Here is a 24,643-nt window from a genome sequence, read left to right as displayed (position 1 = left end):
TGCTGGTGCCGCGCGCGCGGGCCGCGGTGCTGCCGGTGGCGCTGGCCGGGGCGGGCACCGCGGCCGTGCTCGTGGTGGGGGGGGGCCCCCCCCCCCCCCCCCCCCGGTGCCGTGGTGCTGCGCGGTGCTGCTGCGCGGTGCTGCGTCGTGCCGTGCGGTGCCGTGTCGTCAGTCGACGTCGACCCAGTCCAGGGTGCGCTGCACGGCCTTCTTCCACCCGGCGTACCCGTCGGTGCGCTGCTGCTCGCTCCAGCTGGGTTCCCAGCGCTCGCCCTCGTTCCAGTTGGCGGTCAGCTCCGCGGTGTCCTTCCAGAAGCCCACGGCCAGGCCGGCGGCGTAGGCCGCGCCCAGCGCGGTCGTCTCGGCCACGACGGGCTTGGACACCGGCACGCCGAGCACGTCCGCCTGCAGCTGCATGCACAGCCGGTTGGCGGTGATGCCGCCGTCCACCTTGAGCACCTCCACGGCCACCCCGGAGTCCTCGCGCATCGCCTCGGTGACGTCGCGGCTCTGGTAGCAGATGGACTCCAGCGTCGCGCGGGCGATGTGGGCGTTGGTGTTGTAGCGCGAGAGGCCCACGATCGCCCCGCGGGCGTCGGAGCGCCAGTACGGGGCGAACAGCCCGGAGAAGGCGGGGACGAAGTAGCAGCCGCCGGAGTCCTCGACCTGGCGCGCCAGGTTCTCCGACTCCGCGGCGCCGGAGATGATGCCGAGCTGGTCGCGCAGCCACTGCACGGCCGAGCCGGTCACGGCGATGGAACCCTCCAGCGCGTACACCGGCGCCTCGTCGTTGAACCGGTAGCACACGGTCGTCAGCAGGCCGGCCTTGGAGCGCACCAGCTCGTTGCCGGTGTTCAGGAGCATGAAGTTGCCGGTGCCGTAGGTGTTCTTCGCCATGCCGGGCTCGAAGCACACCTGGCCCACCATGGCGGCCTGCTGGTCGCCGAGGATGCCGGTCAGCGGCACCTGCCCGCCCAGCGGGCCGTCGGCGGTGGTGGTGCCGTACCCGGCGGTGCACGAGGACGGCTCGATCCTCGGCAGCATCGAGCGCGGGATGCCGAAGATGCCCAGCAGCTCGTCGTCCCAGTCCAGCGTCTCCAGGTCCATGAGCATGGTGCGGCTGGCGTTGGTCACGTCGGTGACGTGCACGCCGCCGTTCACGCCGCCGGTCAGGTGCCACACCAGCCAGGAGTCGGTGGTGCCGAAGACGGCCTCACCGCGCTCGGCGGCCTCGCGCACCCCCTCGACGTTCTCCAGGATCCACTGGACCTTCCCGCCGGAGAAGTAGGTCGCCGGCGGCAGGCCGGTCTTGCGCCGGATCGTCTGCCCGCGCTCGTCGCGGTCCAGCGCGGCGGCGAGGCGGTCGGTGCGGGTGTCCTGCCAGACGATCGCGTTGTAGTAGGGCCGGCCGGTCCGCTTGTTCCACACCAGCGCGGTCTCGCGCTGGTTGGTGATGCCCAGGGCGGCGAGGTCCTCCGCGCCCAGGCCCGCCTGGCGCAGGCCGGACTGGATGACGGAGCTGGTGCGCTCCCAGATCTCGATCGGGTCGTGCTCCACCCAGCCGGGCCTGGTCATGATCTGGGTGTGCTCGAGCTGGTACTTGGCCACCTCGTTGCCGCTGTGGTCGAAGACCATGAACCGGGTGGACGTGGTGCCCTGGTCGACCGCGCCGACGTACCGGGCCTTCTCGTTCGCCATGTCGTGCTGCCTCTCTGCAGGGTGTGGGGGCGCCGCGCTCAGCGGCGGTCGTCGTCCGCGGCGGGCACGCGCCCGGCCGGCTGCGCGTCGGCGTCCTCGTCGGGCAGGTACCGCTCGACGAGCACCCGGTACAGCCCGCCGCCGAGCAGGGCGCCGATGACCGGGGCGACGATCGGCACCCAGAAGTAGAACTGCCCGCCGGGTTCGCGCATGGCGGTGTCGTAGCCGGTGAGGAGGGACGCCAGGCGCGGCCCGAAGTCGCGGGCGGGGTTGATGGCGTAGCCGGCGTTGCTGCCCCAGGCCATGCCGATGCCCACGACGACCAGGCCGATGATGAACGGCGCCAGGTTGGCCGCCGGCGGGGTGGCCCGCAGCTCGGTGATCGCGAAGATGAGGAAGACGAGGATCGCGGTGCCCACGACCTGGTCGAGGAACGCGGTGCCGATGCTCACCCCCTCACCGGGCAGGGTGGAGAAGATGCCCTGGCTGTCGTAGGTGGTGCCCGGGTCGACCGTGGCGATGGCGTCGGCGTACACCCAGCGCACCACCAGCGCGGCGGCGAAGGCACCGAGCAGCTGGGCCACCGAGTAGGGCAGCACCTTAGCCCAGGAGAAGCCCTTGAAGACGGCCAGCGCCAGCGTGACGGCGGGGTTCAGGTGCGCGCCGCTGGTGCGGCCGGCGACGTAGACGCCGAAGGTGACGCCGAGGCCCCACGCCCAGTGGATCGAGTCGGCGCCGCCGTTCTGGCCGGCGACGACCTGGGCGACGACCCCGACGCCGAAGAGGATGAGGATCGCGGTGCCGGCGAACTCCGCCAGCAGCTCGCCCGCGAGGGTGGGTCGGCGGCGCACGACGGGCGGCGCCGGCGCCGCCTCCGTTCCGGTCCGTGCCATGTCTGTGAACTCCTCGTTGAGTCGACGCGCGGCGGGCGCCGCGTGCCGCGGACGTTAGGAGGGGCCCTGCGGAGCGTCAACGCCACCGGTTCGACGATGTCGAACGATCCGGGCACCGACGGCTCCTGCGGGAGGCCGCGGGACCGCGCGCTCAAGCCCGGTGCCGCCGCGGCCGATGCACCACCGGTGAGCCCGTCCCCCACCGCCCCCGCCGCACCCGCACCGCACGCCGCGCCGCACGCCGCGCTGCGCGCCGGTGCCGTGCCCGCGCAGCGGACGGTCGACGTCACGGGGGCGCCCGGCGCCGCGCGGGCGCCGCGGGCGCTACCCGCGCACGTGCCCGCGCACGTGCCCGCGCAGGTGCTGGCGCAGGTGCTCGAGCCGCTGCTGGAGCCGGTGCTCGAGGACGACCACCACCGCGGCACCGGCACCGCGCTGCTGCTCGTGGAGGTCGCCGGCTGCCCCGGCGCCGCGGCCGCGGAGCTGGAGCGCCGGATGCGCTCGGCGGTGCGCGCCGGGGACCGCTGGAGCTCCCCGGTCGCCGGGGTGCACGCCGTGCTGCTGACGGGCCTGCGCCGCAGCGGCGCCGAGGGCGTCGTCGAGCGCGCCGCGGAGGCGCTGCTGCACGCCCTGGAGTGCTGGCCGCACACCGCCCCGGGCACCGGCGCGCGCGTCAGCGTGGGCGCCAGCCTGGCGCCGGCGCGCGCGACCACCGCCGCCGAGGCGGTGCGCCAGGCCGGTGCGGCGCTGGCCGCGGCGCGCCGCGCCGGCGGCGGCTGCGCGCGCATCGGCACCGCCTGAGGCCCCGCCCGGCGCTCCCGCCCGGCGCCCCGCCCGGCGCCCCGCCCGGCGCCCCGCCCCCCGACCCGCGTCCGCGCCCTCCCGGCGCCGGGGCGCCCCTGAACCGGTTCGGTGGCTCCGGGCACCTGTGGCAGGCTGCGGGGGCCGGCGCGGTGGCCGGCCCCGGGCGCCGGCGCCCGGACGAGCGGACGGGAACGGTGGACATGGCGGGGTACGTCGCCCTCTTGAGCGACCCGCGGGTGGCGGCTCCCTTCTCGGCCTCGGTGGTGGCGCGCCTGCCGATCGCGACCCTGCCGCTGGGCCTGGTGCTGCTGGTGCGCGACCTGCGCGACGCGTGGGACCTCGCGGGCCTGGTGACCGGCGCGTTCGCGGTGGGCCTGTCGGCCGGCACGCCCCTGTGGGGGCGCGCCCTGGACCGCCACGGGCAGCCGCGGGTGCTGCTGCCGATCACCGCCGCCAGCACGGCGCTGCTGCTGGCGCTGACCGCCGCGGTGGCCGCGCCCGCCGTGCCCGCCACCGTGCTGGTGCTGCTGGCCCTCGGCGTCGGGCTGACCTTCCCGCCGCTGAGCCCGGCCATGCGCACCACCTGGCGCGCGGTGGTGGGCGACGAGCGCCTGCGCCGGCGCGGCTACGCGCTGGACGCGGTCGCGGTGGAGACGATCTTCGTCGCCGGCCCGCTGCTGCTGACGCTGCTGCTGGCGGTGGGCCCGGCGGTGGTGCCGCTGCTGGCCACGGCGGCGATGCTCGCCGGCGGCACGGTCGCCTACTGCCGCTGCGAGGGCGCGCGCGTGCCGCCCGCCCCCGCGAGCGCCGCGGGGGCCGCCGCGCGCACCGGCGGCGCCGCGCCGGGGGTGCTGCGCTCGACGGCCTTCCTCGTGGTGCTGGCCGTGATGGCGGCAATGAGCGTGGGTTTCGGGCTGCTGGACGTGTCGATGGCCGGCATGGCCGAGGAGCGCTTCGGCTCGGCCGACGAGCTGGGCGTGCTCTTCGCCGCCATCGCCGGCGGCAGCGCCGTGGGCGGGCTGCTCTACGGCGGGCGCACCTGGCGCAGCACCGACCGGGTGCGCCTGGTCGTCACCCTGGCCGGCTTCGGCGCCCTGCTCGTGGCGCTGGCCGCCAGCGCCGGGGGCACGGCGCCGCTGCCCCTGCTGCTGGTCGCGCTGTTCGCCACGGGGCTGTTCATCTCCCCCAACCTCATCGCCGCCCAGCACCTCGTCGACGACCTGGCGCCCGCGCGGCGCATGGGTGAGGCGCAGGCGTGGCTGTCCACGGCCATCACGGCGGGGGCGGCGGTGGGCAACGCGGTCGCCGGGGCGGTGCTGGAGCACCGCACGGCGCAGCAGTCGCTGGGCGTGGCGGCGGCGGCGGTGCTGGCGGCGGCGCTGGTGGCGCTGCTCGCGCAGCGGCGCTGGCGCAGCGCGGCGGCGGTCGCGGTCTGAGCGGGCGCCCGGCGTAGGCTCGCCCGCCGTGAGCAGCGCCCCCTCCCCCGCCCCGTCCGCCCCCCGGGCCCCCCAGGGCCCGCCCGCGCCGCGCCCCACCGCGCTGGTCACGGGCGCGACCGCCGGCCTGGGCGCCGGCTTCGCCGAGCGCCTGGCCGCGCGCGGGCACGACCTGGTGCTGGTGGCGCGCGACACCGCGCGGCTGGAGGGCAGCGCCGCGCGCCTGCGCGAGCGGCACGGGGTGGCGGTGGAGGTGCTGGCCGCCGACCTCGCCGACCGCGCGGCGCTGCAGCGCGTGGCCGAGCGGGTGGCCGACCCGCACCGGCCGGTGGACGTGCTCGTCAACAACGCCGGCTTCGGCCTCAAGCAGCGCTTCGTCGACGGCGACCCGGCCGACCACGAGCGGATGTTCGACGTGCTGTGCCGGGCGGTGCTGGTGCTCTCGCGCGCGGCGACCGGCGCGATGGTGCCCCGCGGGCGCGGGCACGTGCTCAACGTCGGCTCGGTGGCCGGCATGGTGCCCGGCGGCGGGCACTACTCGGCCGCGAAGGCGTACGTCATCGTGCTGACCGAGACCATGGCCGGGGAGCTGCGCGGCACCGGCGTGAGCGCGACGGTGGTGGCCCCCGGCTACGTGCGCACGGAGTTCCACGCCCGCTCCGGCATGCGCTCGGGCGGGCGCTCGGCGCTGACGCGGCGGGTGTGGCTGGACGTGGGCGAGGTGGTCGACGCCGCGCTGGAGGACACCTTCGCGGGCCGGGTCGTCAGCGTGCCCACCCGCCGCTGGAAGGCGGTGTCCACCCTGCTCGACGTGGTGCCGCGCGGGGTGGTCAGCCGGGTGTGGAACGCCGTGCCCGGTGGCGCCTCGCGGCGCCACCCGAGCGGCGGGCGCTGAGGCGCGCACGGGTCCCTGCGAAGCTTCACAACACAGCGTAGTCGTCTAGTAACCTGTAGTTGTGCACAGCGCTCCCTCAGCGGGCCCCGCGGAGGGGGTCGCCGACGCCGACGAGGCCGCCCGCCTCGCGGCCCTGCGCGACTACGTCGACGTCCGGGCCGACCCGCCGGACGAGCTGCAGGCCGTCGTGCGCCTGGCCACCCGGGTCACCGGCCTGCCGCTGGCGGTGGTCAACATCGTCGACGAGCACCTGCAGCGCCAGCTCGCCGCCGAGGGCTTCGAGCGCGCCGACTGCGCCCGCGAGGACTCCATGTGCGCCTACACCGTCGGCGCCCGCGTCCTCGTGCACGCCCCCGACGCCCGCCGCGACGTGCGCTTCGCCGCCAACCCGTGGGTCGACGGGCGCATGGGCGAGGTGCGCGCCTACGCCGCCGCCCCGCTGCTGACCCCCGAGGGCCTGGCCCTGGGCACCCTGTGCGCCTTCGGGCCCGAGCCGCGCGAGCTGACCGGCACCCAGCGCGCCGACCTGCACGACCTCGCCGCGCTCGTGGTCTCCCTCTTCGACCGCGAGCGCCGCGCCCGGCGCGAGGTGCTCGCCCGCGAGGCGGTGCTGCGCGCCGAGCAGGCCGCCGGCACCGCCCGCGAGCTGCAGACCGCCCTGCTGCCGCCGTCCCTGCCGCGCGACGAGGCGGTGACCCTCACGCCGCGCTACCTGCCCGGCGCCGACGGGGCCGCGGTGGGCGGGGACTTCTACGACGCGGTGCGCACCGAGCGCTCCCTGGTGATCGTCATGGGCGACGTGCAGGGGCACAGCGCCGCGGCCGCGGCGTTCATGGGGCAGGTGCGCACCGCCGTGCGCGCCTACGTCAGCGAGGGCCACGAGCCCTCCGCGGTCCTCGAGCGCGCCAACGCGCTGCTCGTGGCCGGGGAGGCCGAGCTGTTCGCCACCTGCTGCCTGCTCTCGCTGGACACCGCCACCGGCGAGGTGACCGTCGCCAGCGCCGGGCACCCGGCACCCGTGCTCTTCTCCCCCGGCGCGCCGCGCGCGCTGGCCGTCGAGCCCGGCCCCCCGCTGGGCGTGAGCGCCGGCGCCTGCTACCCCGCATCGCGCGACCGCCTGCCCGGCAGCAGCCGGCTGCTGCTGTACACCGACGGCGTCGTGGAGTGGCCGCACGAGGAGACCTCGCGCGGGGAGGCGGCCGTGCAGGAGCTGCTGCGCACGCACGCCGGCGCACCCGCCGAGCGCCTCGCGGACCTGCTGCTGTCCCCCGCCCGCGGCCCCCTGCGCGACGACGCGGCCCTGCTGCTGGTCGACTACGACGGCCCGGCCCCCGGCAGCCGCGAGTCGCAGGTGGAGCTGCCGGGCGACACCCGCGCCGTGGCCGCCGCCCGCGCGCACCTGCGCACCACCCTGGACCGCTGGGGCCTGGTGCGCGTGGCCGACGAGGCGGAGCTGGTGGTCTCGGAGCTGGTGACCAACGCGGTGCTGCACACCGGCTCCGGCGCGGCGCTGACCGTGCGCCACGACCCGCTCTCGGCCCGGCTGTGCCTGGGCGTGGACGACGCCTCCACCTCGCACCCGCTGCCGCGCGGCGCCGGCGAGGAGTCCCTCAGCGGCCGGGGCATGCACATCGTCGACGTGCTCGCCGAGCGGTGGTGGGTCAGCCCGCGCGGGGACGGCAAGACGGTGTGGGCCGAGCTGCGGGTGGCCTGAGCGCGGGGCTCAGCCGCGGTGCGGGTCGACGCCGAAGGCCTCCGCGAGGTCGTCGAGGACCAGGTGGGCGCCCTGCACGCCGACGGAGGTGTACCAGCGCTCGTCGGCCACCTCGGTCGTGGCGGGCAGCGAGCGCCACAGGCTGCTGCCGGTGAAGGGCTCCGCGGCCGCCGGGTCGTCCAGGGCGTAGCGCGAGTAGAAGACGCGGTCGGCCGCGGCCTCGTCGATGCGCTCCGGGGAGACCTCGACCGCGAACTCGTCGACGTCCTGGTTCGCCGGGCGGGCCAGGCCCGCGTCGCGCAGGACGATGCCGGGGAAGGAGGCGCGCGCGTACAGGCGGGCCGGGTCGCCGGCCTCCATGAAGCGCACCAGCGAGATCGTGGGGTCGCCGGCCGCGGCGCGCACGTCGGCGCCCACCGCGGCGGCGCGGCGCTCGTAGTCGGCCAGCTGCTGCTCGGCCAGCTGCTCGCGGCCCAGCGCCCGCCCCACCAGGCGCACGTTGTCCTTCCACGTCGGCCCGGTGGTCGCGGTGAAGACGGTGGGGGCGATGGCGGACAGCTCGTCGTAGAGCTCGTCGTGGCGCACGGTGCTGGAGACGATGAGGTCCGGCTGCAGCAGCGCGATCGCCTCCAGCCCCGGCTCGGCCAGCGGCCCCACGAGCTGCGAGCCCTCCGTGCGCGGCAGGCGGAAGACCTCCGGCAGCCCGGAGGCCTCGCCGGTGTGGCCCACGACCTGCACGTCCAGACCGGCCACGGCGCCCACGAGGCTGTCGTCGAGGGCGACCACGCGCCGCGGGGCCGCGGGCACGGTGGTGGAGCCCTTGTCGTGCTCGACCGTGCGCGGGAAGGCGCCGGCGCTCTCACCGGCGGCGGCCCCGGCCCCGGCCGCGCCGTCGGTGGCCGCGCCCGCCGGGGCCGGGGTGCCGCCCGTCCCGGCCGCACCGCACCCGCTCACCAGCAGCAGCCCGGCGGTCAGCCCCGCCCCCAGCCCGCTCCAGACACCCGCACGCACGCGCACCCCTGCTCCCCTCGTCGATGGTGAGGGCAGCCTATCCTCAGTGCCCGGGTCAGTCGACGACGGCACCCGGGTTGAGGTTGCGGCCCGGGTCCACCCCGGCGAAGAGGGCCTGCACGAGCCGCACCCCGGCCGGGGAGAGGTCGTCGGCCACCCACGGCTTGTGCTCGCGGCCCACCGCGTGGTGGTGCGAGAGGGTGCCGCCGTTGTCGATGAACGCCTGCTGGATCGCGCCCTTGACGATGTCGTACGCCTCCAGGCCGTCGCGGTCGGCGGGCGGCTGGAACGCGAACGTGAAGTACTGGCAGGCGCCGGAGTGGTAGCTGTGCGAGAGGTGGCAGAAGATGAACCCCTTCGTGCCGATCTCCGCGAAGGCCTTGTGCGCGGCGGCCACGACGTTGTCGTGCACCGTCTTCAGCGTGGCCCAGGTCGAGGACGTCTCCGACACGTCGCCGTAGGCGCCGCGGTCGAGGATGAAGTCGCGGATGTACGGGGTGTCGAACTTCTTCTGGTCGTACAGGGTGCCCGGGCCGGTGCCCACGCCGAACCCGCCGTGGCGCTTGACGATCTCGTCCACCAGCCGCTTGCTGCGCTTGACGTGCAGCGAGGAGCCCTCGAACCCGATGAACGACAGGCACATGCGCTCCAGGTCGAAGCCCTTGGCGCGGCTGGCGTAGAGCTTCACGCCCCGGCTGAGCAGCTGCGAGAGCGCGCTGCCCCTCTTGGACGTGGCCAGCGTGAACTGCGTCTCCATCTCGTCCGAGACGCGGGTGATGCTCGGGGAGGCGTCGGAGGCGGCGATGTCGTGCATGGCCTTCAGGCCGCTGCCGTAGTCGGGGAAGAAGTACGCCTGGATCACGCGCTCCTCGGCCAGGCGGTGCACCTGCACCGTGGCCTCGGTGATCACGCCCAGGCGGCCCTCGCTGCCCAGGACGACCTCGCGCAGGCTCGGGCCGGCCGCCTGCACCGGCACGTTGCGCGTGGCCAGCACGCCCTCGGGGGTGATCACCCGCACGGCGCGGGTGATGTCGGCGATGTCGCCGAAGCGGTCGGACTGCATGCCCGAGGAGCGCGTGGCGATCCAGCCGCCGAGCGTGGAGTGCTTGAAGCTGTCCGGGAAGTGCCCCAGCGTCCAGCCGCGGGCGTTCAGCTGCGCCTCCAGGTCCGGGCCCAGGGCACCGGCCTGGATGCGCGCCAGCTGCGAGGTCTCGTCCAGCTCCAGCAGCAGGCGCAGCCGGCCCAGGTCCAGGGAGACCACCGGGCGCTGCTCGTCGCGCGGGGCCTCCAGCGAGCCGACGATGTTCGAGCCGCCGCCGAAGGGGATGAGCACCGCGTCGGCCTCCAGCGCCACGCGCAGCGCGCCCTCCACCTCCGCCTCCGAGGCGGGGTAGACCACGAGGTCGGGCAGGCGGCCGAAGTCGCCGCGGCGGATGCGCACCAGGTCGCGCATGGACTTGCCGTAGGCGTGCACGACGCGGTCGAGGTCGTCGTCGTGGACGTGCTCGGCGCCCACGACGGCCTCGAACGCCTCGCGCAGCGCACCCGGCGCGCGCGGGGCCGGCACGGTGAGCTCGGACAGCTCCGGCACGCGCACCGGCGGCGCGTCGAAGTCGATGCCGGCCATGCGGCGCGCGAACGGCGCCAGCCCCGGCTTGTCCTCGTGGTGGAAGGCCACGCCCTCCTGGCCCCAGCCCCACCACTTCATGTGCTCGACCACTGCGTCTCCCGTGCTCGCGTCCCGCTGGACCACCGGCGCGGCGCCGGCGTGCTGACCTGCTGCTGACCTGAACGACGTGCGGCCGGCCGGCGCGCACCCGGCACCGCCGGGCCGCCGCCGCGCCGCCGCGCGGGCCCCCAGGAGCCTACGCGCGGCGCGCGGCCAGGGCGCGCACCGCCAGCTCGTAGCCGTGCACCCCCAGCCCGGCGATCACCCCGGTGGCCACCGGGGTGATGAAGGAGTGCCGGCGGAAGTCCTCGCGGGCGTGCACGTTGGACAGGTGCACCTCCACCAGGCCCGCGCGCAGCTCGGCGCAGGCGTCGCGCAGCGCCACGGAGGTGTGCGTCCAGGCCGCGGGGTTCAGCACCACCGGCAGGCCCTCGTCGGCCGCCGCGTGCACCCACGCGAGCATCTCGTGCTCGGCGTCGGTCTGGCGCAGCTCCACCTCCACGCCCAGCTCGCCGGCCAGCTGCTGCAGCGAGGCGTCCACGTCGGCCAGCGTCGTCGTGCCGTACACCTCCGGCTGGCGGGTGCCGAGGCGGCCGAGGTTGGGGCCGTTGAGGACCAGGATGCGCAGCACGACCGGGAAGGTACCGGCCGCCACGGACACGAGCTCGCGCCGGCGGCGCCCGCCCGCGGCGCGTGTCGGCGGCACCTGCCAGCCTGCGGGCCGTGAGCACCACGAGCGGGCAGGACCCGCCCGCGCCCGGCGCCGCGCCGTTCCGCTGCTTCGGCACCGGCGACCCGCTGTACGAGCGCTACCACGACACCGAGTGGGGCAGGCCCGTGCACGGCGACGCGGCCCTGTACGAGCGGCTGAGCCTGGAGGCGTTCCAGTCGGGGCTGTCCTGGATCACGGTGCTGCGCCGCCGCGAGGGCCTGCGCGCCGCCTTCGACGACTTCGACCCCGAGCGGGTGGCCCGCTACGGCGAGGCCGACGTGGAGCGCCTGATGGCCGACCCGGCCGTCATCCGCAACCGGCGCAAGGTCCTCGCCGTCGTCGGCAACGCCGCCGCCGTGCTGCGCCTGGCGCGCGAGGGGCCCGGGCTGTCGGAGCTGGTGTGGTCCGCAGCGCCCGCCGAGCCGCCCCCGGCGCCGCTCTCCCCCGCCGACGTGCCCGCGTCCACGCCGGCCTCCGCGGCGCTCGCGGCGGCCCTCAAGCGCGCCGGGTTCCGGTTCGTGGGCCCCACCACCGCCCACGCAGCCCTGCAGGCGTGCGGCGTGGTCAACGACCACCTGGCGCACTGCCCGGCCCGCTGAGCCCGGCGCCCGGCGGGGGCGCGGCGGGGGCGCGGCGGGGCTCCCGGCGGGGGCCCGCCAGGGCTCCCGGGGCGGCACGGCAGGGGTCCGGCAGGGGTGCGCCGCGCCACGGCGGGCACACCGGGCCGAGGCGCCGGGCCGCGACGTGCAAGGATCGTTCCAGTGACGGGAAGCCACGGTCCCGCCGAGGGAGAGACGAAGAGGTGTCCTACATGGTCGATCGACAGCGAGTCGTCATCGTCGGCGGGGGCTTCGCCGGCCTGTACGCCGGCAAGAAGCTGGAGCGCCTCCTGCCCGCCAGCACGGCGGAGCTGGTGATCGTCAGCCCCACCGACCACCTCACCTACAGCCCGCTGCTGCCCGACGTCACCGCGTCGGTGCTCGAGCCGCGCCACGTGGCGGTCTCGCTGCGCCAGGCGCTGCCGCGCCACCGCCTGGTGGTCGGCCACGTCACCTCGGTGGACGTGGAGGCCAAGACGGTCACCATCTCGCGCAGCGAGCGCGGCGAGCTGGGCCCGGAGTCGCAGGTGCTGTCCTACGACCGCCTGCTGCTGGCGCCGGGCTCGGTCACCCGCCGCTTCCCGATCCCCGGCGTGGCGGAGTCCGCGCGCGGCGTGAAGACCATCACCGAGGCCGCGTTCGTGCGCGACCACCTCGTCAACCAGCTCGACGCGGCCGACTCCCTGCCCGACGACCCCCGCTTCGACGCCGAGCGCGCCGAGCGCATGACGGTCGTCGCGGTCGGCGCCGGCTACACCGGCACCGAGATCGTCGCCCAGACGCAGCGCTGGCTCAAGCGCGTCGCGGACCGCTGGTCGAAGATCGACGTCGACGACGTCAAGTGGCTGCTCATCGACGTCGCCCCCGCGGTGCTGCCGGAGCTGGGCCCGCGCCTGGGCCAGTACGCGCTGGAGGCCATGAAGGCGCGCGGCATCGACGTGCGCCTGGGCGTGTCCGTGGCCTCCGTCGAGGGCAACGTCATCAACCTCACCGACGGCACCCCGGTGCCCTCACGCACCCTGATCTGGAACGCGGGCATCATCGCCAACCCGCTCATGGCCACCCTCGGCCTGCCGCTGGAGCGCGGCCGCCTCGTCGTGGACGCGCAGATGCGCGTGACCGAGGACGTGTGGGCCGTCGGCGACGCCGCCGCCGTGCCGGACCTGGCCAAGGAGAAGCCGGCGGACGGCCCGCAGCCGGTGACCCCGCCCACCGCGCAGCACGCGCAGCGCCAGGGCAGCGCGGTGGCGCAGAACATCGCCGCCAGCTTCGGCGTGGGCCAGGCCAAGGACTACGTGCACAAGGACCTCGGCCTGGTGGCCGACCTCGGCGGCCTGACCGCCGTGGCCAAGCCGCTGGGCATCGAGCTCACCGGCCTGCCGGCCAAGATCGTCGCGCGCGGGTACCACCTGTACGCGCTGCCCAGCATGGCCAACCGCGTGCGCGTGCTCACCGACTGGGCGCTGCACGCGCTGCTGCCCCCGCAGGCCGTGGCGCTGAACCAGTCGCGTCCGGAGGACGTGCTGATCAGCACCGCCCAGCACACCGACATCTACCCCAAGGCCGAGGACAAGCCCAAGGTCGGCTGACCTGGACGACCCCTCGCAGGTCGTGACCGAGGACGTGGTGGCGCGGGTCGCCTCGTCCCTCGGCACGAGCACCGCACGGGCCCGGGGGCTGGCGCGCACCGCGCTGCCCCCGGGCTTCGCGCGTTCCGCGGCAGCGGCGGCCGCGCGCGGCGAGGCCGTCCTGCTCGTCGAGGGCGCCACGGACGCCGCCGTGCTCGGCGCGCTGCTGCGCGGGCCGGGCGCACCGCTCGTGCTGGCCGCCGGCGGCAAGCACGTCCTGCCGCTGGCCGCCGCGGTGGCCGGCGCGCTGGGCGCGCGCTGGCACGTCCTGCTCGACGGCGACGGCGAGGGCTGGCGGCGCGCGGCCAACCGCTCGCGCGCCCGGGCGGTGCACCGCCGCGGGACCGAGCGCGTGCTCGCCGCGCTGGGCGCGCAGCGCTGCACCGTGCTGGCCGACGCCCTGGAGGCGGAGCTGGCGCGCTGGCCGTCGTTCCTGCGCGCGCTGCACGGGCTCGGGGGCGCGCTGAGCGGGCCCGGCGCCAAGGACCCCGCCCGCTACGCCGCCGCGGCCGCCGGGGCCGCGGCCGACGACGCCCCCGCCGCGCTGCTGGCCCTGCGCGGCCGGCTCAGCGGGCCAGGCGGGCCGCCAGACCCGTCGCCCGGGCCAGCGGGCGCTGCACCGCGGCGGTGACCGCCTCCACCGAGCCCACCACCCGCACCCGGTGCCGGGCGCGGGTGACGGCCGTGTAGAGCATCTCCCGGGTCGCCAGCGGCGAGCGCGCCGGCGCGGCCAGCACCGTCACCGCCCCGAACTGCGAGCCCTGGCTGCGGTGCACCGTCATCGCGTGCACCGGCTCCACCGCGGCCAGGCGCCCCAGCGGCACCAGCAGCGGGCCGTCGCCGCGGCCCACGGCCACCACGAGGTCCCCGTCGCGCTCGAGCACCACGCCGGTGTCGCCGTTGAAGACCCCCGCGGCCGGGTCGTTCGCCGTGACGATCACCGGCAGGCCCACGTGGCGCCCGTCCGGGCGCGGGCGCACCCCCAGCTCCTCCACCGCCCAGCGGTGCGCCAGCGCCCCCCAGTGCGAGACGCCGCGCCCGCCGCGGCGGTGCGCGCACAGCACGCGGTGCGCGTCCAGCGCGGCCAGGGCGGCGACCGCGTCGCCGCGGCGGGCCGCCTCGACCACGTCGCGGGTGCGTTCGAGCACCTCCGCGCGCACCCGCTGCAGCGCCTGCCCGGCCACCGGCTCGTCCTCGGCGACCTCGCAGAACTCCACGCCCTCGCGCCCGGCGCGCAGCACCGCCACGACGGCCCCGGCGTCGCCCTCGCGCACCGCGCGCGCCAGCTCCGCGATCGGCCCGCCGGCGGCGAAGCGGTGCGTGGTGCGCAGCAGCGCCACCCCCTCCGCCGGGGAACCCCCACCCGCTCCGGCACCCACCGCCGCGGCGGGCGCGGCGGCCAGCGCCGGGGCCACCAGGTCGGCGAGCACGGCGCCGACCTCCACGGAGGCGAGCTGGTCGGGGTCGCCCACGAGCACCAGGCGCGCGTGCGGGCGCAGCGCCGCCAGCAGGCTGGCCACCACGCCGAGCCCGACCATGGACGCCTCGTCGACGATGACGACGTCGTGCGGCAGGCGGTGCTCGGCGCCGTAGCGGGCGCGCGTGGAGCCCGGCCGCAGGCCCAGCAGCCGGTGCAGGGTGGAGGCGCCGGCCCCCGCCAGGAACGCCGCCTGCTGCGGGGTGAACACCTCGGTGTCGGCGGCCGCGGCGGTGACGGCCTCCGTCAGCCGCGCGGCGGCCTTGCCGGTGGGCGCGGCCAGCGCCACCCGCGGCGGGGCGCCGTCGGCCAGGGCGTGCAGGGCCGCCAGCAGCCGCGCCACCGTCGTCGTCTTGCCGGTGCCCGGCCCGCCGCCGAGCACCGCCACGCCCGAGCGCAGGCACACCTCGGCGGCCAGGCGCTGGTCGGACGGCTCCGGCTCGCCCGGCCACAGCCGGTCCAGCACGGCGCGCACCCGCTCGGCGTCCACCGCGGGGGCCTGCGCGGACAGCCGGCGCAGGTCCGCGGCCACGGCCGCCTCCAGCCGCCAGTACCGGTCCAGCCACAGCCCGTCGTCCACGACGTGCACCGGGGTGGCCGGCCCCCCGGCCACGGGCGCGCCGGGCACACCGGCCACGGCGGGCGCGCCGGGCGCCCCGGGCGCGGGCCGCTGCGGGGCGGGGCCGTCGACGGCGGCCTCGCGGGCGGGGGGCAGGTCGTGGACGGTGGTCAAGACGCTGGCGCGCACCGCGCGCAGCCACTCCCCCGGTTCCGGCCACGGCGCCTGCACGGCGCCGACGGCGCCGGTGTCCTCCTCGTCCTCGGGCACCACCGTCAGCGGTGCGCTGCGCAGGTGCAGCACCACCGAGCCGTGCCGCACCGCGCGCACCGCCAGCGCCACCGCCAGCAGCACCCGCTCGTCCTCCTCGCCGGCCACGGCGCCCAGGCGGCGGGCGACGTGCACGTCGGCGGCGCGCAGCAGGCCCAGGACGTTGAACTCGCGCAGCAGCCCGGTGGCGCTGCGCACGCGGGTGGCGGCGCGCTCGGGACCGGGCACGCCGGCCGCCGCGACACCCGCAGCGGCTGCGGCACCGGTCGCGGTGGTCGCGGTCGTGGTGGTCGCGGTCGTGGTGGTCGCGGTCATCGGGCCCTCCCGGCGAGCAGGTCGGACAGGTCGGTCACCAGGGCCGCCGGCGGTCGCCACGACCACACCCCCGGCGGGGCGGCGGGCGCGCCCGGCTCCCCGCCGGCGGGCAGGTCGGGCCCGCACATCCCGCGCAGGAACAGGTACAGCACCCCGCCCAGGTGCACGGCCGGGTCGTAGCCGGGCTGGCGCCAGCGCAGGAAGCGGTGCAGCGCCACGCAGTACAGCAGCGCCTGCAGCGGGTAGTGCGCCTCGCGCACGGCCTCGTCGAGGGCCTCGCGGCGGTAGTGCCAGGCCGTCAGCTCCTCGCCCGGCCCGGCGAGGCGGTTGGTCTTGTAGTCCACGACGAGGTGCTCGGGCCCGCCCGGGCCGCGGCGGCGCAGCACCGCGTCGATCGAGCCGGTGAGGTAGCCGCGCAGCACCTGCCCGCCCAGCTCGGGCACCTGCAGGGCGTCGGCGTAGCGGTGCACCGGGTCGGCCGGGTCCAGGTGGCGGCGCAGCAGGTGCGCGACCTCGCCCAGCAGCGCCCCCGAGCCCTGCGCGGCCGCGTCGCCGCCGCCCAGGGGCAGCTCGAAGTCCAGCTCGGCCAGGCGGTCGGCCGCGGCGAAGCCCTCCAGCGCGGCGCCGCCGGCCAGCGGGCCCAGCGGGGTGCGCAGCACCGGCTCCAGGGCCTCGGCCAGCGGCTCGGCCAGCGCGCCGGCGAACTGCTCGCGCGCCAGGGCCGCCAGGTGCGCGCGGCGGTCGGGCGCGGCGGGGTCGAAGCCCTCCAGCACGGCGTGCACGAGGGTGCCGAAGCCGGCACCGGCGGGCAGGTCGGCCAGCGGGGAGGGGTGCGCGCGCCAGCGCGCCGCCACCGCACCGCCCGCCCCCGCGCCCGCGCCCGCGTCGTCCGCGTCTCCGGCGGTGCCCGCGGCGAGGGCCTCGAGGTCCACCTCGTCGTCGGTGCCGGTGGGCTCGGGCCCGCTGCGCACCAGCGGCGCCTCGTGCACGGCGCGGGTCAGGCCGCTGTAGGAGGTGCGCCGCCACAGCGCGTCCACCCGGCCGCCGAAGCGCGCCGGCGGCAGCAGCGCGGCGGGGGCGGGCGCGGGCGCGGGCGGCGCGGCGGCGCCGTCCCCGCCGGCGCGCTCGAGCAGCACGCCGCTGCCGGGGCCGGCCAGCCGCGCCAGCGCCTCGTGGGCGTCGGCGTCGGCGGGCACCGGCAGCGACGGCGGCAGCGCGCGCGGGTCCGGGGCCAGCAGGAGCCGGTGCAGCGGGCTCCCGGCGGTGCAGCGCGCCGGCGCCCACCACACCAGCAGCCGCGAGACGGCGCGGGTGAGCGCCACGTACAGCAGCCGCAGCTCCTCCCCGGCGGCCTCGGCGTCGGCGGCGGCGCACGCGGCGGTGTAGCCGGTGCTGCCCGGCCCGCCCACGTGCAGGGTGCGCACCGGCGCGCCGGCGCCTGTGCCGGTGTCCGCGTGGGCCACGGGCAGCCGCTCGCGCGGGCCGCCGCCGGGCGCGTCCCAGCCGAACGGCACGCACACCACCTCGAACTCCAGGCCCTTGCTGGTGTGCACGGTGGCGACCTGCACGGCGGCGCGGTCGGTGTCCAGGCGGCGCGAGCGCTCCGCGGCCAGGTCGCCGTCGGCGTCGTCCACGCGCGCGCGCAGCCACGACAGCAGGCTCGCCGGGCCGCGCCCGTGCGCCAGGGCCTCGGCGTGCAGCACCTCGCACACGTGCCGCAGGTCGGTCAGGCGCCGCTCGCCGCCGGTGGTGCCCAGCAGCCGGGCGGGCAGGGCGTGCTCCTCGCAGACGGTGGCGAACAGCCCGGCCGCCCCGCGCTCGGCGAGCACCGCCGCCCACGCGCGCAGCCGCACGGCCGCGTCGTCGGTGGCGCGCTCGCCGCCGGCGTCGACCTCGGCGGCGGTGCGCCCGACGAAGCCGCTCAGCAGCAGCCGCCGCACCCGCGCGGTGCGGTGCGGCTGCTCCAGCGCCTCCAGCAGCACCACCCAGTCGCGGGCGGCGTCGGTGCCGAAGACGCTGGGGCCGCGGCTGAGCACGCACGGCACGCCGTGCTCGCGCAGCGCGTCCTGCACCAGCCGCGCCTGGGTGCGGGTGCGCACGAGCACGGCGACGTCCCCGGCGGCCAGCGGCCGCTCCCCCGCGCCGTCGGGCGCACCGTCGGGCGCAGCGTCGGGCGCGGCGCCCCGCGGGCGCGCCGGGCGCACCCGGTGGCCGGCGGCGAGCACCGCGGCGACCTGGGAGGCGACGTCGGCGGCGACGGCGGCGCGCGCACCGGCCAGCGCGGGCAGCCCGCCGCGGTCGGTGGGCAGGCCCGTGCGCGCGAGCACCCGCAGCCGCACCGGGGCGGGGTCCTCGGCGCCGGCGGCGTCGACGAGGGCGGCGTGCTCGCGGGCGGCGCGCACGTCGTGCACGAGCACGCCCTCCTCGCCCAGCGCGGCCCCGCGCAGCAGGTGGTGCACGCCGCGCACGAGCGCGGGGTCGCTGCGGTGGTTGACGTCGAGGCTGGCGCGCACGTCGGCGGCGTCGCGGGCGGCGAGGTAGCTGCGCACGTCGGCGCCGCGGAAGCCGTAGATCGCCTGCTTGGGGTCGCCGACGAGCACGAGCGGCACGTGGCCGTGGAACGCCAGGCGCAGCACGTCCCACTGCACGCCGTCGGTGTCCTGGAACTCGTCGACGAGGACCACCCGGTGGCGCTCGCGCAGCCGCCGGCGCGCCACCTCCCCGGCCACGGGAGCGCTCAGCGCGTCGCGCAGGTGCGCCAGCAGGGCGTCGAAGCCGAGCACCCGCGCGGCGGCGGCGCGGCGGGCGACCTCGGCGCGCACGGCGGCGGCGAAGCGCACCCGCAGGTCCTCCGGCGAGCCCGGCGGGCGGCGCTGCGGCTCCAGGCGCGCGTCGGCGCGCGCGACGGCCTCGCGGGCCAGGCGCAGCGCGCCGGCGCGGTCGAACGGCGGGGCCTCGCGCACGGCGAAGCGCACGTAGAGGTCGTCGCAGACCTCCTCGACGAGGCCGGAGAGGTCCTCGACGAGCTCGGCGGCGGGGTCGACGTCGGCGGCGGTGCCCAGCCCGGCGAGGACCTGCCGGCTGAAGCCGTGCACGGTGGTGACGGTGGCGGCGTCGAAGGAGGCCACGGCGGCGGCCAGGCGGTCGCGGCGCAGCGCCACCTCGCCGGGCGCGGCGGCGGCCAGGTGGCGCACGACGTCGTCGGGGTGCCGCGCGGCGCCGGTCCCGGTGCGGGCGGCGTCGGCCAGGGCGTCGCGGGTGCGCACGAGCCGCTCGCGCACCCGGCCGCGCAGCTCGCCGGTGGCGGCGCGGCCGAAGGTGACCACGAGCAGCTCCTGGGCGCGGACGCGCCCCTCGGCGAGGTAGCGGGTGGCCAGGCCCGCCAGGGCGTGCGTCTTGCCGGTGCCGGCGCTGGCCTCGAGCACGGTGGTGCCCGACGGCAGGGGCCCGGCGGGGTCGAAGGCGCTCACCCCGCCTCCCGGTGGCGCGCGGCCAGCAGCGGGCGCCACACCCGGCGGGCCAGCTCCGCGAAGCCCGCCGGCGTGCCCGGCGGCGCGCCGGGCGGCGGCGCCCAGCCCAGCAGGTGCTCCACGTCCACCCTCCCGCCCCACACCAGCTCGTGCTCCTCGTCGGCGTCCTCGCGCGGCCAGTCGTGGGTGGAGGTCCACTCGCGCGCGGCGGCCTGCGCGCACGCCTGCGCCGACGCCCCGCGCGCGGCGGCGGCCGCCCACGCCGCCCCGGTGGCCGCCGGCAGCGGCAGCGGCACGCTCAGGCCCGCGCGGCGCAGGGCCAGCAGGTCCTCCAGCGCCGCGCGCGCCGCGCCGGGGTCCACCGGCCCCAGGCGCACCACCGCGGTGCTGCCGCGCTCGCCGCGCCCGACGACGACGGCGGCGCGCGGCGCGTGCGGCTCGGCCAGGGTCAGGGCCAGCACCTCCACCCAGGCGCGCAGCTCCTGGCGCGCCTTCAGCCGCGAGTAGGTGACGGTGACGGCGGCCGCGCGCGAGCCGTCGCCCAGGGCCCGCACCCCGCGCACCGCGCCGGCCAGCCGGCAGCCGGCCAGCTCCAGGTCGACCTCGACGGTGCGGGCGGGCAGCGCGGTCCACGGCCCGGCCGCGGCCACGAGCTGCTCGACGGCGCCGCCCACGCGGCGCAGCACGCCCGCGCCGAGCGCACCGGGCGGCAGGTCCCCGCGCGCGCCCTCGCGGCGCGCGACGTCGGCGGCGGGCACCCCGGCCAGGCGCGCGGCCAGGCAGCGGTCGCCCACGGCCCACTCGCCCAGGCCGTCCAGCTGCAGGGGCAGGGCGTCGTCGGGCTCCTCGGCGCGGGTGTCGGCGGCCACGTCGAGGCGCTGGCGCAGGAACCCGCGCGCGGGGTGCTGCCAGAAGCGCACGAGCGCGTCGAGGTCGACCTCGTCCACCCCGCCGGGCGCCGGCGGCGGGGCGGGCAGGGCGCGCTCGAGGAACGGGCCCGGCCGGCGCGCGCCGCCGGCGGCGGCCACCGCGCCGGCGTGGGCGGTGGTGTCGAAGCTGAAGGCGCCCTCGCGGCCCAGGGCGCCGGCGGTGAAGTTGCGCGCGTCGGTGGGCTGCAGCGGGTGGTGCACGACGACGTGCTCGCGCACCGGCGCCGCGCCCGGCTCGCCCAGGGCGTCGAGGGCGTCGAGCAGCTCCCCGACGGGCACGGCCGGCGGCAGCGGGGCGCCGGTGCGCACGTCGTGGCCGCTGTGCAGGACGAGCAGGTGGTCCCCGGCGGCCAGGACGGCGTCGAGGAACGCCTGGCGGTCGCCGGCGCGCGGGTCGTGGTCGCCCACGCGCGGCTCGCGCGCCAGCGGGTCGTCGGCGTCGGGCACGACGGGGCGCGGGAAGGCGTCGTCGTCCAGGCCCAGCAGGCACACCACGCGGTGCGGCACCGCGCGCAGCGGCCCGGGCCCGCAGACGGTCAGCGCGCCGGTGCGGAAGGGCACGCGCACGGCGCGCCCGGTGAAGCGGGCGGTCAGCAGCGCGGCGGCGTCGGCCAGGCCGACGGGGGCGTCGCCGGCGCCGGCGGCGCGCTCGCGCACCACGCCCAGCTCGCGGCGCACCTGCGCGTCCCACCAGGCGGCGCCGGGCGGGGTGTCGGCCAGGTCGAGCACGGACTCCAGCAGCGCGTCGCACCAGCCGGCCACGGGCTGCGGCCCGCTCAGGCGCGCCAGCGCGGCCTCGAGGCGGTCCAGCAGCTCGGCCAGGCGCCCGGCGAGGTCCACGCGGCTGGACTCCACGTCGGCCAGCGGCGCGACGGGGTCCCCGGCGCCGGCGAGCAGGTCCCCGCCCAGCGCGACGCCGACGAGGACGCGGTCCAGGCCGGCGCGCCAGGAGCCCTGCCGCACCTCCCCCAGCCGCCAGGCGCGGCGGTGCTCGGGGCCCAGCCCCCAGTGCACCCCGGCCTGCACGGCCCAGGTGCGCAGCTGCTCCAGCTCCTCGTCGTCGAAGCCGAAGCGCGCCCGCACCGGCTCGCCGGCGGCGAGGTCGAGCACGTCGGTGGCGGTGGCGCGGCCGGCGGCCAGCTCCAGCAGGCGCACGGCCAGCGCCAGCAGCGGGTCCGCCTGCAGCGGCGAGCGCCCGGCGACGGACACGCGCAGCTCGGCGCCGGGGTGGCTGTCGGTGGCGAAGACGGCCCCGACCACGGGCGCGAAGGCGTCCACGTCGGGGCACACGACGAGCACGTCGCGCGGCTGCAGCGTCGGGTCGGCGTCCAGCAGGCCCAGCACCGCCTCGCGCAGCACCTCCACCTGCCGGGTGCGCCCGTGGCAGGCGTGCACCTGCACGGAGCGGTCGCGCGGGTCCAGCGGGCCGCGCCCGGCGGCGGGGTCGTCCTCGGCCAGGGCGCGCTGCAGGCGCCCGAGCAGCGTCGGCGGCGGCGCCGGGGCCTCGTGGTGGGTGTCGGCGTGGCCGGGGGCGAGGGGGGCCAGGCGCACCTGCAGCTCGCGCGCCTCGCGCGCCGTCGAGCGCAGCAGCGGGTGGCGCACCAGCGCGCCGGTGCGCGCGTCCTCCTGCTCGCGCAGCGCGCCCGCCGCCCCGCCCGCCGCCCCGCCCGCCTGGGCCACGGCGTCCCACAGCCGCGCCGACGGGTGCGGCAGCCACAGGTGCACCTCGCGGTGCTCGGCCAGGGCGGCCAGCAGCGACAGGTGGGCGGTGGCCGGGGCGGTGACGGCCAGCACGCCCAGGCGGGCGGGCAGCGCCGGCACGGGCGCCCCGGCGCGCAGCCGGGCGCACGCGTCCTCGAGCAGCTCGGCCGGCGCGGGGGTGCCGGCGCGCTCGCGCACCCGGGCCAGCAGCGGCGGCCACCAGCGCAGGTCCTCCGGCAGGTCGGCGGCGGCCGGGCCGGGCTCGCGGGCCCAGCGGGCCAGCAGCGCGGGGCGGTCGGCGCCGCAGCGCGCCAGCAGGGCGGCCAGGCGGGCGGCGACGCCGACGCGGCGGGCGCGGGGCGTGCCGTCGCCCTCCTCGGGGCGCAGGTGGTGGCGCAGCACGGCCAGCGGGTCGTCCGGGCCGGTGCCCGCCTCGGCGGCGAGGTCGTCGAGGACCTGCAGCACGTGCCAGGGCAGCACCTCGGGGTCCCAGGCGGCGACCGCGGCGGCGTGCCCCTCGCCCAGCGCGGCCAGCGCGCCGTCGAGCACGGCGGCGGGGGCGCGCAGGTCCACGCGCGCGCACACGCCGTCGCCCCCGGCGGCGGAGGCGCCCAGGTGGTGCGAGAGGCGCTGGGCGACCCAGCGCTCGGTGCCGGGGGCGCCGACGGCCAGCAGCTCGGGCGCGAAGGGGTCGTCGGCGCGGGGCTCGGCGAGGACACCGGCGAGCGCGGCGAGCAGGGCCTCGGCGCTCCGGGACCGGTGGACGTGCAGCACGGCCCCTGTCTACCCGACGGGGCGGACGCGACCGCGCACCCGCACCCGCGCGGCCGGTGCGCGAGGATGCGGCGCACCCGGCACCGGCCCGGGGCGGGGAGGACGGCGCGGTGGGCACGGGCACGACGGCGGGCGCGGGCACGACGGCGACGGCGGGTGCGGGGGCGGTGGCGGGCACGACGTTCCTGCTGGCCCGGCACGGCGCGACCGCGCACACGGCGCAGGGCCGCCTCAGCGGCTGCACGGGCGCGAACCCGCCGCTGTCGGAGGTCGGGCGCGAGCAGGCGCGGCGGCTGGCGGCGGTGCTGCGCGCCGGCGGCGGCGCGGACGTGCTGGCGTGCAGCCCGGTGCTGCGCGCGCGGCAGACCGCCGAGGAGGCCGCGGCGGTGCTGGGCCTGCCGCTGCGCGTGGAGGAGGACCTGCGCGAGATCGACTTCGGCGACTGGGAGGGCCTGACCCCCGCCGAGGTGGACCGGCGCTGGCCGGGCCGCCAGGCCGCCTGGCGCCGGCAGGGCGAGCAGGCCCCGCCCGGCGGGGAGTCCGTGGAGGCCGTGGGCGAGCGGGTGGCGCGGGTGCGCGGGCGCCTGGCCGCCGAGCACCCCGGCGCCCGCGTGCTGCTCGTCAGCCACGCGTACCCCGTCAAGCTGAGCGTGGTGGACGCCCTGGGGGTGCCGCGGGTCGTCTTGCACCGCCTGCACGTGGACCCCACCGGGGTGGCGGAGCTGCGCGCGCTGCCGGCGGGCGACCCGCGCGGGCCGTGGCTGGTGGTGCGGCACAACGACGCCGCGCACCTGCGCGACGCGCCGCCCCCGGGTCCCTGACGCGCGCCCCTGGGCGCTCTCCCCGGGCGGTGCTCCCGGGCGGTGCCCTCAGGCGGTGCCCGGGTCGGTCTTCACGGCCGGTCCCGCGGCCCGGGGGCGCAGCGGCAGCGCGGTGCGGGCGCGGGCCAGCGCGGGGCCGGGGTCGCGCAGCGAGGCGACGCTGTGCCGCGCGGCCGGCGCGGCGGCCAGGGTGCCGGCGAGGTCGCGCGCGAGGCCGCCGCGGCGCTCGGCCAGCGCGCGGCGCACGTCGGCGCTGCCCCACTGGTAGCGCACGCCCGGGCGCGCGCGCACCGGCGCCGCGGCGCGGCCCAGGGCCAGGCGCCCCCACGCGTCGGGCAGGTTGGCCCCGGCGGCCACGGCCAGCGACAGCGAGCCGTAGAAGCGGGCGTTGAGGTCGATGAGGCGGGCCGTGCCGTCGGGCTCCTCGACGTACTGCAGCTCCGCCAGCCCGAGGAAGTCCAGCGAGGCCAGCAGCCGCCCGGCGCGCGCGGCCAGCTCCTCGTCGACGGCCGCGGTGGTGGCGCGGGCGCTGGCGCCGGCGCGCGGCGGCCAGATGCGCTCGGCGCGCTGCATGGACTCGGCCACCGCCCCGCCCGGCCCGCGCACGACGGCGTAGGCGAGCAGGGTGCCCGGGTGCAGCACCTGCACCTCGGCCTGCCCGCCGACGGCGCGGATGCCCTCCACGCGGCGCGCCACGGCGGTGCGGCCGGTGACGACGGTGGTGTCGATGCGCGGCGGGGCCCCGGCCACCTCGGGGCGGGCGTGGCGGTGGGCCTTGACGATGCAGGCGGTGCGCTCGTCGGGCACGTCGGCGACGTCGAGCACGTCGGGCACGGCGATGCCCACGGCCGCGGCCGCGCGGGAGAGCTCGGCCTTGTCGAGGGCGCGCAGCAGCTGCGCGTGCGGGCCGTGCGGCACGAGCGCGCCGGCGGCCTCCACCTGCGCGCGGTGCCCGGACAGGGCCGTCACCTCCGCCTCCCCGGCGCCGAAGACGACGTCGTAGCCGCCGGCGCGCACCGCCGCGGCCACGGAGGCGACGAAGCCGTCCACCGAGTGCAGGGCGGCGACGCGGTGGTGGGCGGAGCAGGCGCGCGAGGACGAGGCCAGGCCCCGCCCGGGCGCGGGGGGGGGGGGGGGGGGGGGGGGGGGGGGGGGGGGGGGGGGGGGGCGGGGGGGGGGGGGGGGGCGGGGGGGGGGGGGGGGGGGGGGGGGGGGGGGGGGGGGGGGGGGGGGGGGGGGGGGGGGGGGGGGGGGGGGGGGGGGGGGGG

General features: G+C 78.9%; 17 protein-coding genes. 8 read left to right on the top strand and 9 right to left on the bottom strand.

The genetic code is table 11. The features are described from left to right. Positions 1-168: 168 nt before the first annotated feature. Together glpK and ACRYMN_RS18070 are read right to left on the bottom strand one after the other, a co-directional pair. Positions 169-1,698: a glycerol kinase GlpK gene (glpK, locus tag ACRYMN_RS18075; protein WP_432498091.1), complete on the bottom strand. Its 1,530-nt coding sequence runs from the start codon at positions 1,696-1,698 to the stop codon at positions 169-171. A gap of 38 nt (positions 1,699-1,736) precedes the next feature. Beyond that, positions 1,737-2,591, bottom strand: coding sequence for an MIP/aquaporin family protein (locus ACRYMN_RS18070; RefSeq protein WP_432498088.1), 855 nt, complete (start codon positions 2,589-2,591; stop codon positions 1,737-1,739). Between the two features lie 186 nt (positions 2,592-2,777). Here ACRYMN_RS18070 and ACRYMN_RS18065 point away from each other — a divergent pair, with 186 nt between their 5' ends. The 4 genes from ACRYMN_RS18065 (at position 2,778) to ACRYMN_RS18050 (ending at position 7,440) form a co-directional block, all read left to right on the top strand. Next, positions 2,778-3,392 (top strand): hypothetical protein, encoded by a 615-nt coding sequence (locus ACRYMN_RS18065; RefSeq protein ID WP_432498085.1) that lies wholly within the window; start codon positions 2,778-2,780, stop codon positions 3,390-3,392. 203 nt (positions 3,393-3,595) lie between these two features. Beyond that, positions 3,596-4,831, top strand: a complete 1,236-nt coding sequence (locus tag ACRYMN_RS18060) for an MFS transporter (RefSeq protein ID WP_432498096.1) — start codon at positions 3,596-3,598, stop codon at positions 4,829-4,831. Between the two features lie 28 nt (positions 4,832-4,859). Further along, positions 4,860-5,726 (top strand): SDR family NAD(P)-dependent oxidoreductase, encoded by an 867-nt coding sequence (locus ACRYMN_RS18055; protein ID WP_432498082.1) that lies wholly within the window; start codon positions 4,860-4,862, stop codon positions 5,724-5,726. A gap of 61 nt (positions 5,727-5,787) precedes the next feature. Then, complete coding sequence (locus ACRYMN_RS18050) at positions 5,788-7,440, top strand: ATP-binding SpoIIE family protein phosphatase (RefSeq protein ID WP_432498079.1); 1,653 nt, start codon at positions 5,788-5,790, stop codon at positions 7,438-7,440. Between the two features lie 9 nt (positions 7,441-7,449). Here ACRYMN_RS18050 and ACRYMN_RS18045 read toward each other — a convergent pair whose 3' ends face one another. The 3 genes from ACRYMN_RS18045 to aroQ all read right to left on the bottom strand — a co-directional run bounded on the left by ACRYMN_RS18045 (position 7,450) and on the right by aroQ (position 10,748). Then, positions 7,450-8,457, bottom strand: a complete 1,008-nt coding sequence (locus tag ACRYMN_RS18045) for an ABC transporter substrate-binding protein (protein ID WP_432498077.1) — start codon at positions 8,455-8,457, stop codon at positions 7,450-7,452. 49 nt (positions 8,458-8,506) lie between these two features. Beyond that, the gene (locus ACRYMN_RS18040) at positions 8,507-10,171 is read right to left on the bottom strand and encodes an FAD-binding oxidoreductase (RefSeq protein WP_432498075.1); all 1,665 of its coding nucleotides are present in this window, start codon (positions 10,169-10,171) and stop codon (positions 8,507-8,509) included. Positions 10,172-10,316: 145 nt separating this feature from the next. Beyond that, positions 10,317-10,748, bottom strand: coding sequence for a type II 3-dehydroquinate dehydratase (aroQ, locus tag ACRYMN_RS18035; protein WP_432498093.1), 432 nt, complete (start codon positions 10,746-10,748; stop codon positions 10,317-10,319). 95 nt (positions 10,749-10,843) lie between these two features. On the opposite strand from aroQ, the gene ACRYMN_RS18030 reads away from it, so the two are divergent. The 3 genes from ACRYMN_RS18030 to ACRYMN_RS18020 all read left to right on the top strand — a co-directional run bounded on the left by ACRYMN_RS18030 (position 10,844) and on the right by ACRYMN_RS18020 (position 13,690). Further along, positions 10,844-11,431 (top strand): DNA-3-methyladenine glycosylase I, encoded by a 588-nt coding sequence (locus tag ACRYMN_RS18030; protein ID WP_432498073.1) that lies wholly within the window; start codon positions 10,844-10,846, stop codon positions 11,429-11,431. A gap of 212 nt (positions 11,432-11,643) precedes the next feature. Continuing rightward, a complete protein-coding gene (locus ACRYMN_RS18025) occupies positions 11,644-13,020 on the top strand; it encodes an NAD(P)/FAD-dependent oxidoreductase (RefSeq protein ID WP_432498071.1) in 1,377 nt (458 codons plus the stop codon). A gap of 22 nt (positions 13,021-13,042) precedes the next feature. After that, positions 13,043-13,690 carry a hypothetical protein gene (locus tag ACRYMN_RS18020; RefSeq protein WP_432498068.1) on the top strand — a complete coding sequence of 216 codons (648 nt, stop codon included), beginning with the start codon at positions 13,043-13,045 and terminating at the stop codon, positions 13,688-13,690. Here ACRYMN_RS18020 and recD read toward each other — a convergent pair. The 3 genes from recD to recC are packed head-to-tail and all read right to left on the bottom strand — an operon-like array spanning position 13,626 to position 22,554. Then, the gene (gene recD, locus ACRYMN_RS18015) at positions 13,626-15,680 is read right to left on the bottom strand and encodes an exodeoxyribonuclease V subunit alpha (protein ID WP_432498066.1); all 2,055 of its coding nucleotides are present in this window, start codon (positions 15,678-15,680) and stop codon (positions 13,626-13,628) included. The genes ACRYMN_RS18020 and recD overlap by 65 nt on opposite strands. Then, a complete protein-coding gene (locus tag ACRYMN_RS18010) occupies positions 15,677-19,150 on the bottom strand; it encodes a UvrD-helicase domain-containing protein (RefSeq protein ID WP_432498064.1) in 3,474 nt (1,157 codons plus the stop codon). Before ACRYMN_RS18010 ends, recD begins: the two co-directional genes overlap by 4 nt. After that, positions 19,147-22,554, bottom strand: coding sequence for an exodeoxyribonuclease V subunit gamma (gene recC, locus ACRYMN_RS18005; protein WP_432498062.1), 3,408 nt, complete (start codon positions 22,552-22,554; stop codon positions 19,147-19,149). Before recC ends, ACRYMN_RS18010 begins: the two co-directional genes overlap by 4 nt. A 110-nt stretch (positions 22,555-22,664) precedes the next feature. Between recC and ACRYMN_RS18000 the strand changes: the two genes are divergently transcribed. Next, complete coding sequence (locus ACRYMN_RS18000) at positions 22,665-23,375, top strand: histidine phosphatase family protein (protein ID WP_432498059.1); 711 nt, start codon at positions 22,665-22,667, stop codon at positions 23,373-23,375. Positions 23,376-23,423: 48 nt separating this feature from the next. On the opposite strand, the gene ACRYMN_RS17995 is transcribed toward ACRYMN_RS18000, so the two are convergent. Next, positions 23,424-24,425 carry an ATP-grasp domain-containing protein gene (locus tag ACRYMN_RS17995; RefSeq protein ID WP_432498057.1) on the bottom strand — a complete coding sequence of 334 codons (1,002 nt, stop codon included), beginning with the start codon at positions 24,423-24,425 and terminating at the stop codon, positions 23,424-23,426. Between the last annotated feature and the right edge of the window lie 218 nt (positions 24,426-24,643).

It is taken from the genome of Kineococcus gypseus, from assembly GCF_050871305.1.
GTDB classification, from domain to species: domain Bacteria; phylum Actinomycetota; class Actinomycetes; order Actinomycetales; family Kineococcaceae; genus Kineococcus; species Kineococcus gypseus.
The sequence above is the reverse complement of the archived record's forward strand: the minus strand, read 5'-3'. Positions and strand labels throughout refer to the sequence as shown.

Excerpts from the sequence above, each read along its gene's own strand:
- glpK (WP_432498091.1), bottom strand. The coding sequence starts at position 1,698 with ATGGCGAACGAGAAGGCCCGGTACGTCGGCGCGGTCGACCAGGGCACC.
- ACRYMN_RS18070 (WP_432498088.1), bottom strand. The coding sequence starts at position 2,591 with ATGGCACGGACCGGAACGGAGGCGGCGCCGGCGCCGCCCGTCGTGCGC.
- ACRYMN_RS18060 (WP_432498096.1), top strand. The coding sequence starts at position 3,596 with ATGGCGGGGTACGTCGCCCTCTTGAGCGACCCGCGGGTGGCGGCTCCC.
- ACRYMN_RS18025 (WP_432498071.1), top strand. The coding sequence starts at position 11,644 with ATGGTCGATCGACAGCGAGTCGTCATCGTCGGCGGGGGCTTCGCCGGC.
- recD (WP_432498066.1), bottom strand. The coding sequence starts at position 15,680 with ATGACCGCGACCACCACGACCGCGACCACCACGACCGCGACCACCGCG.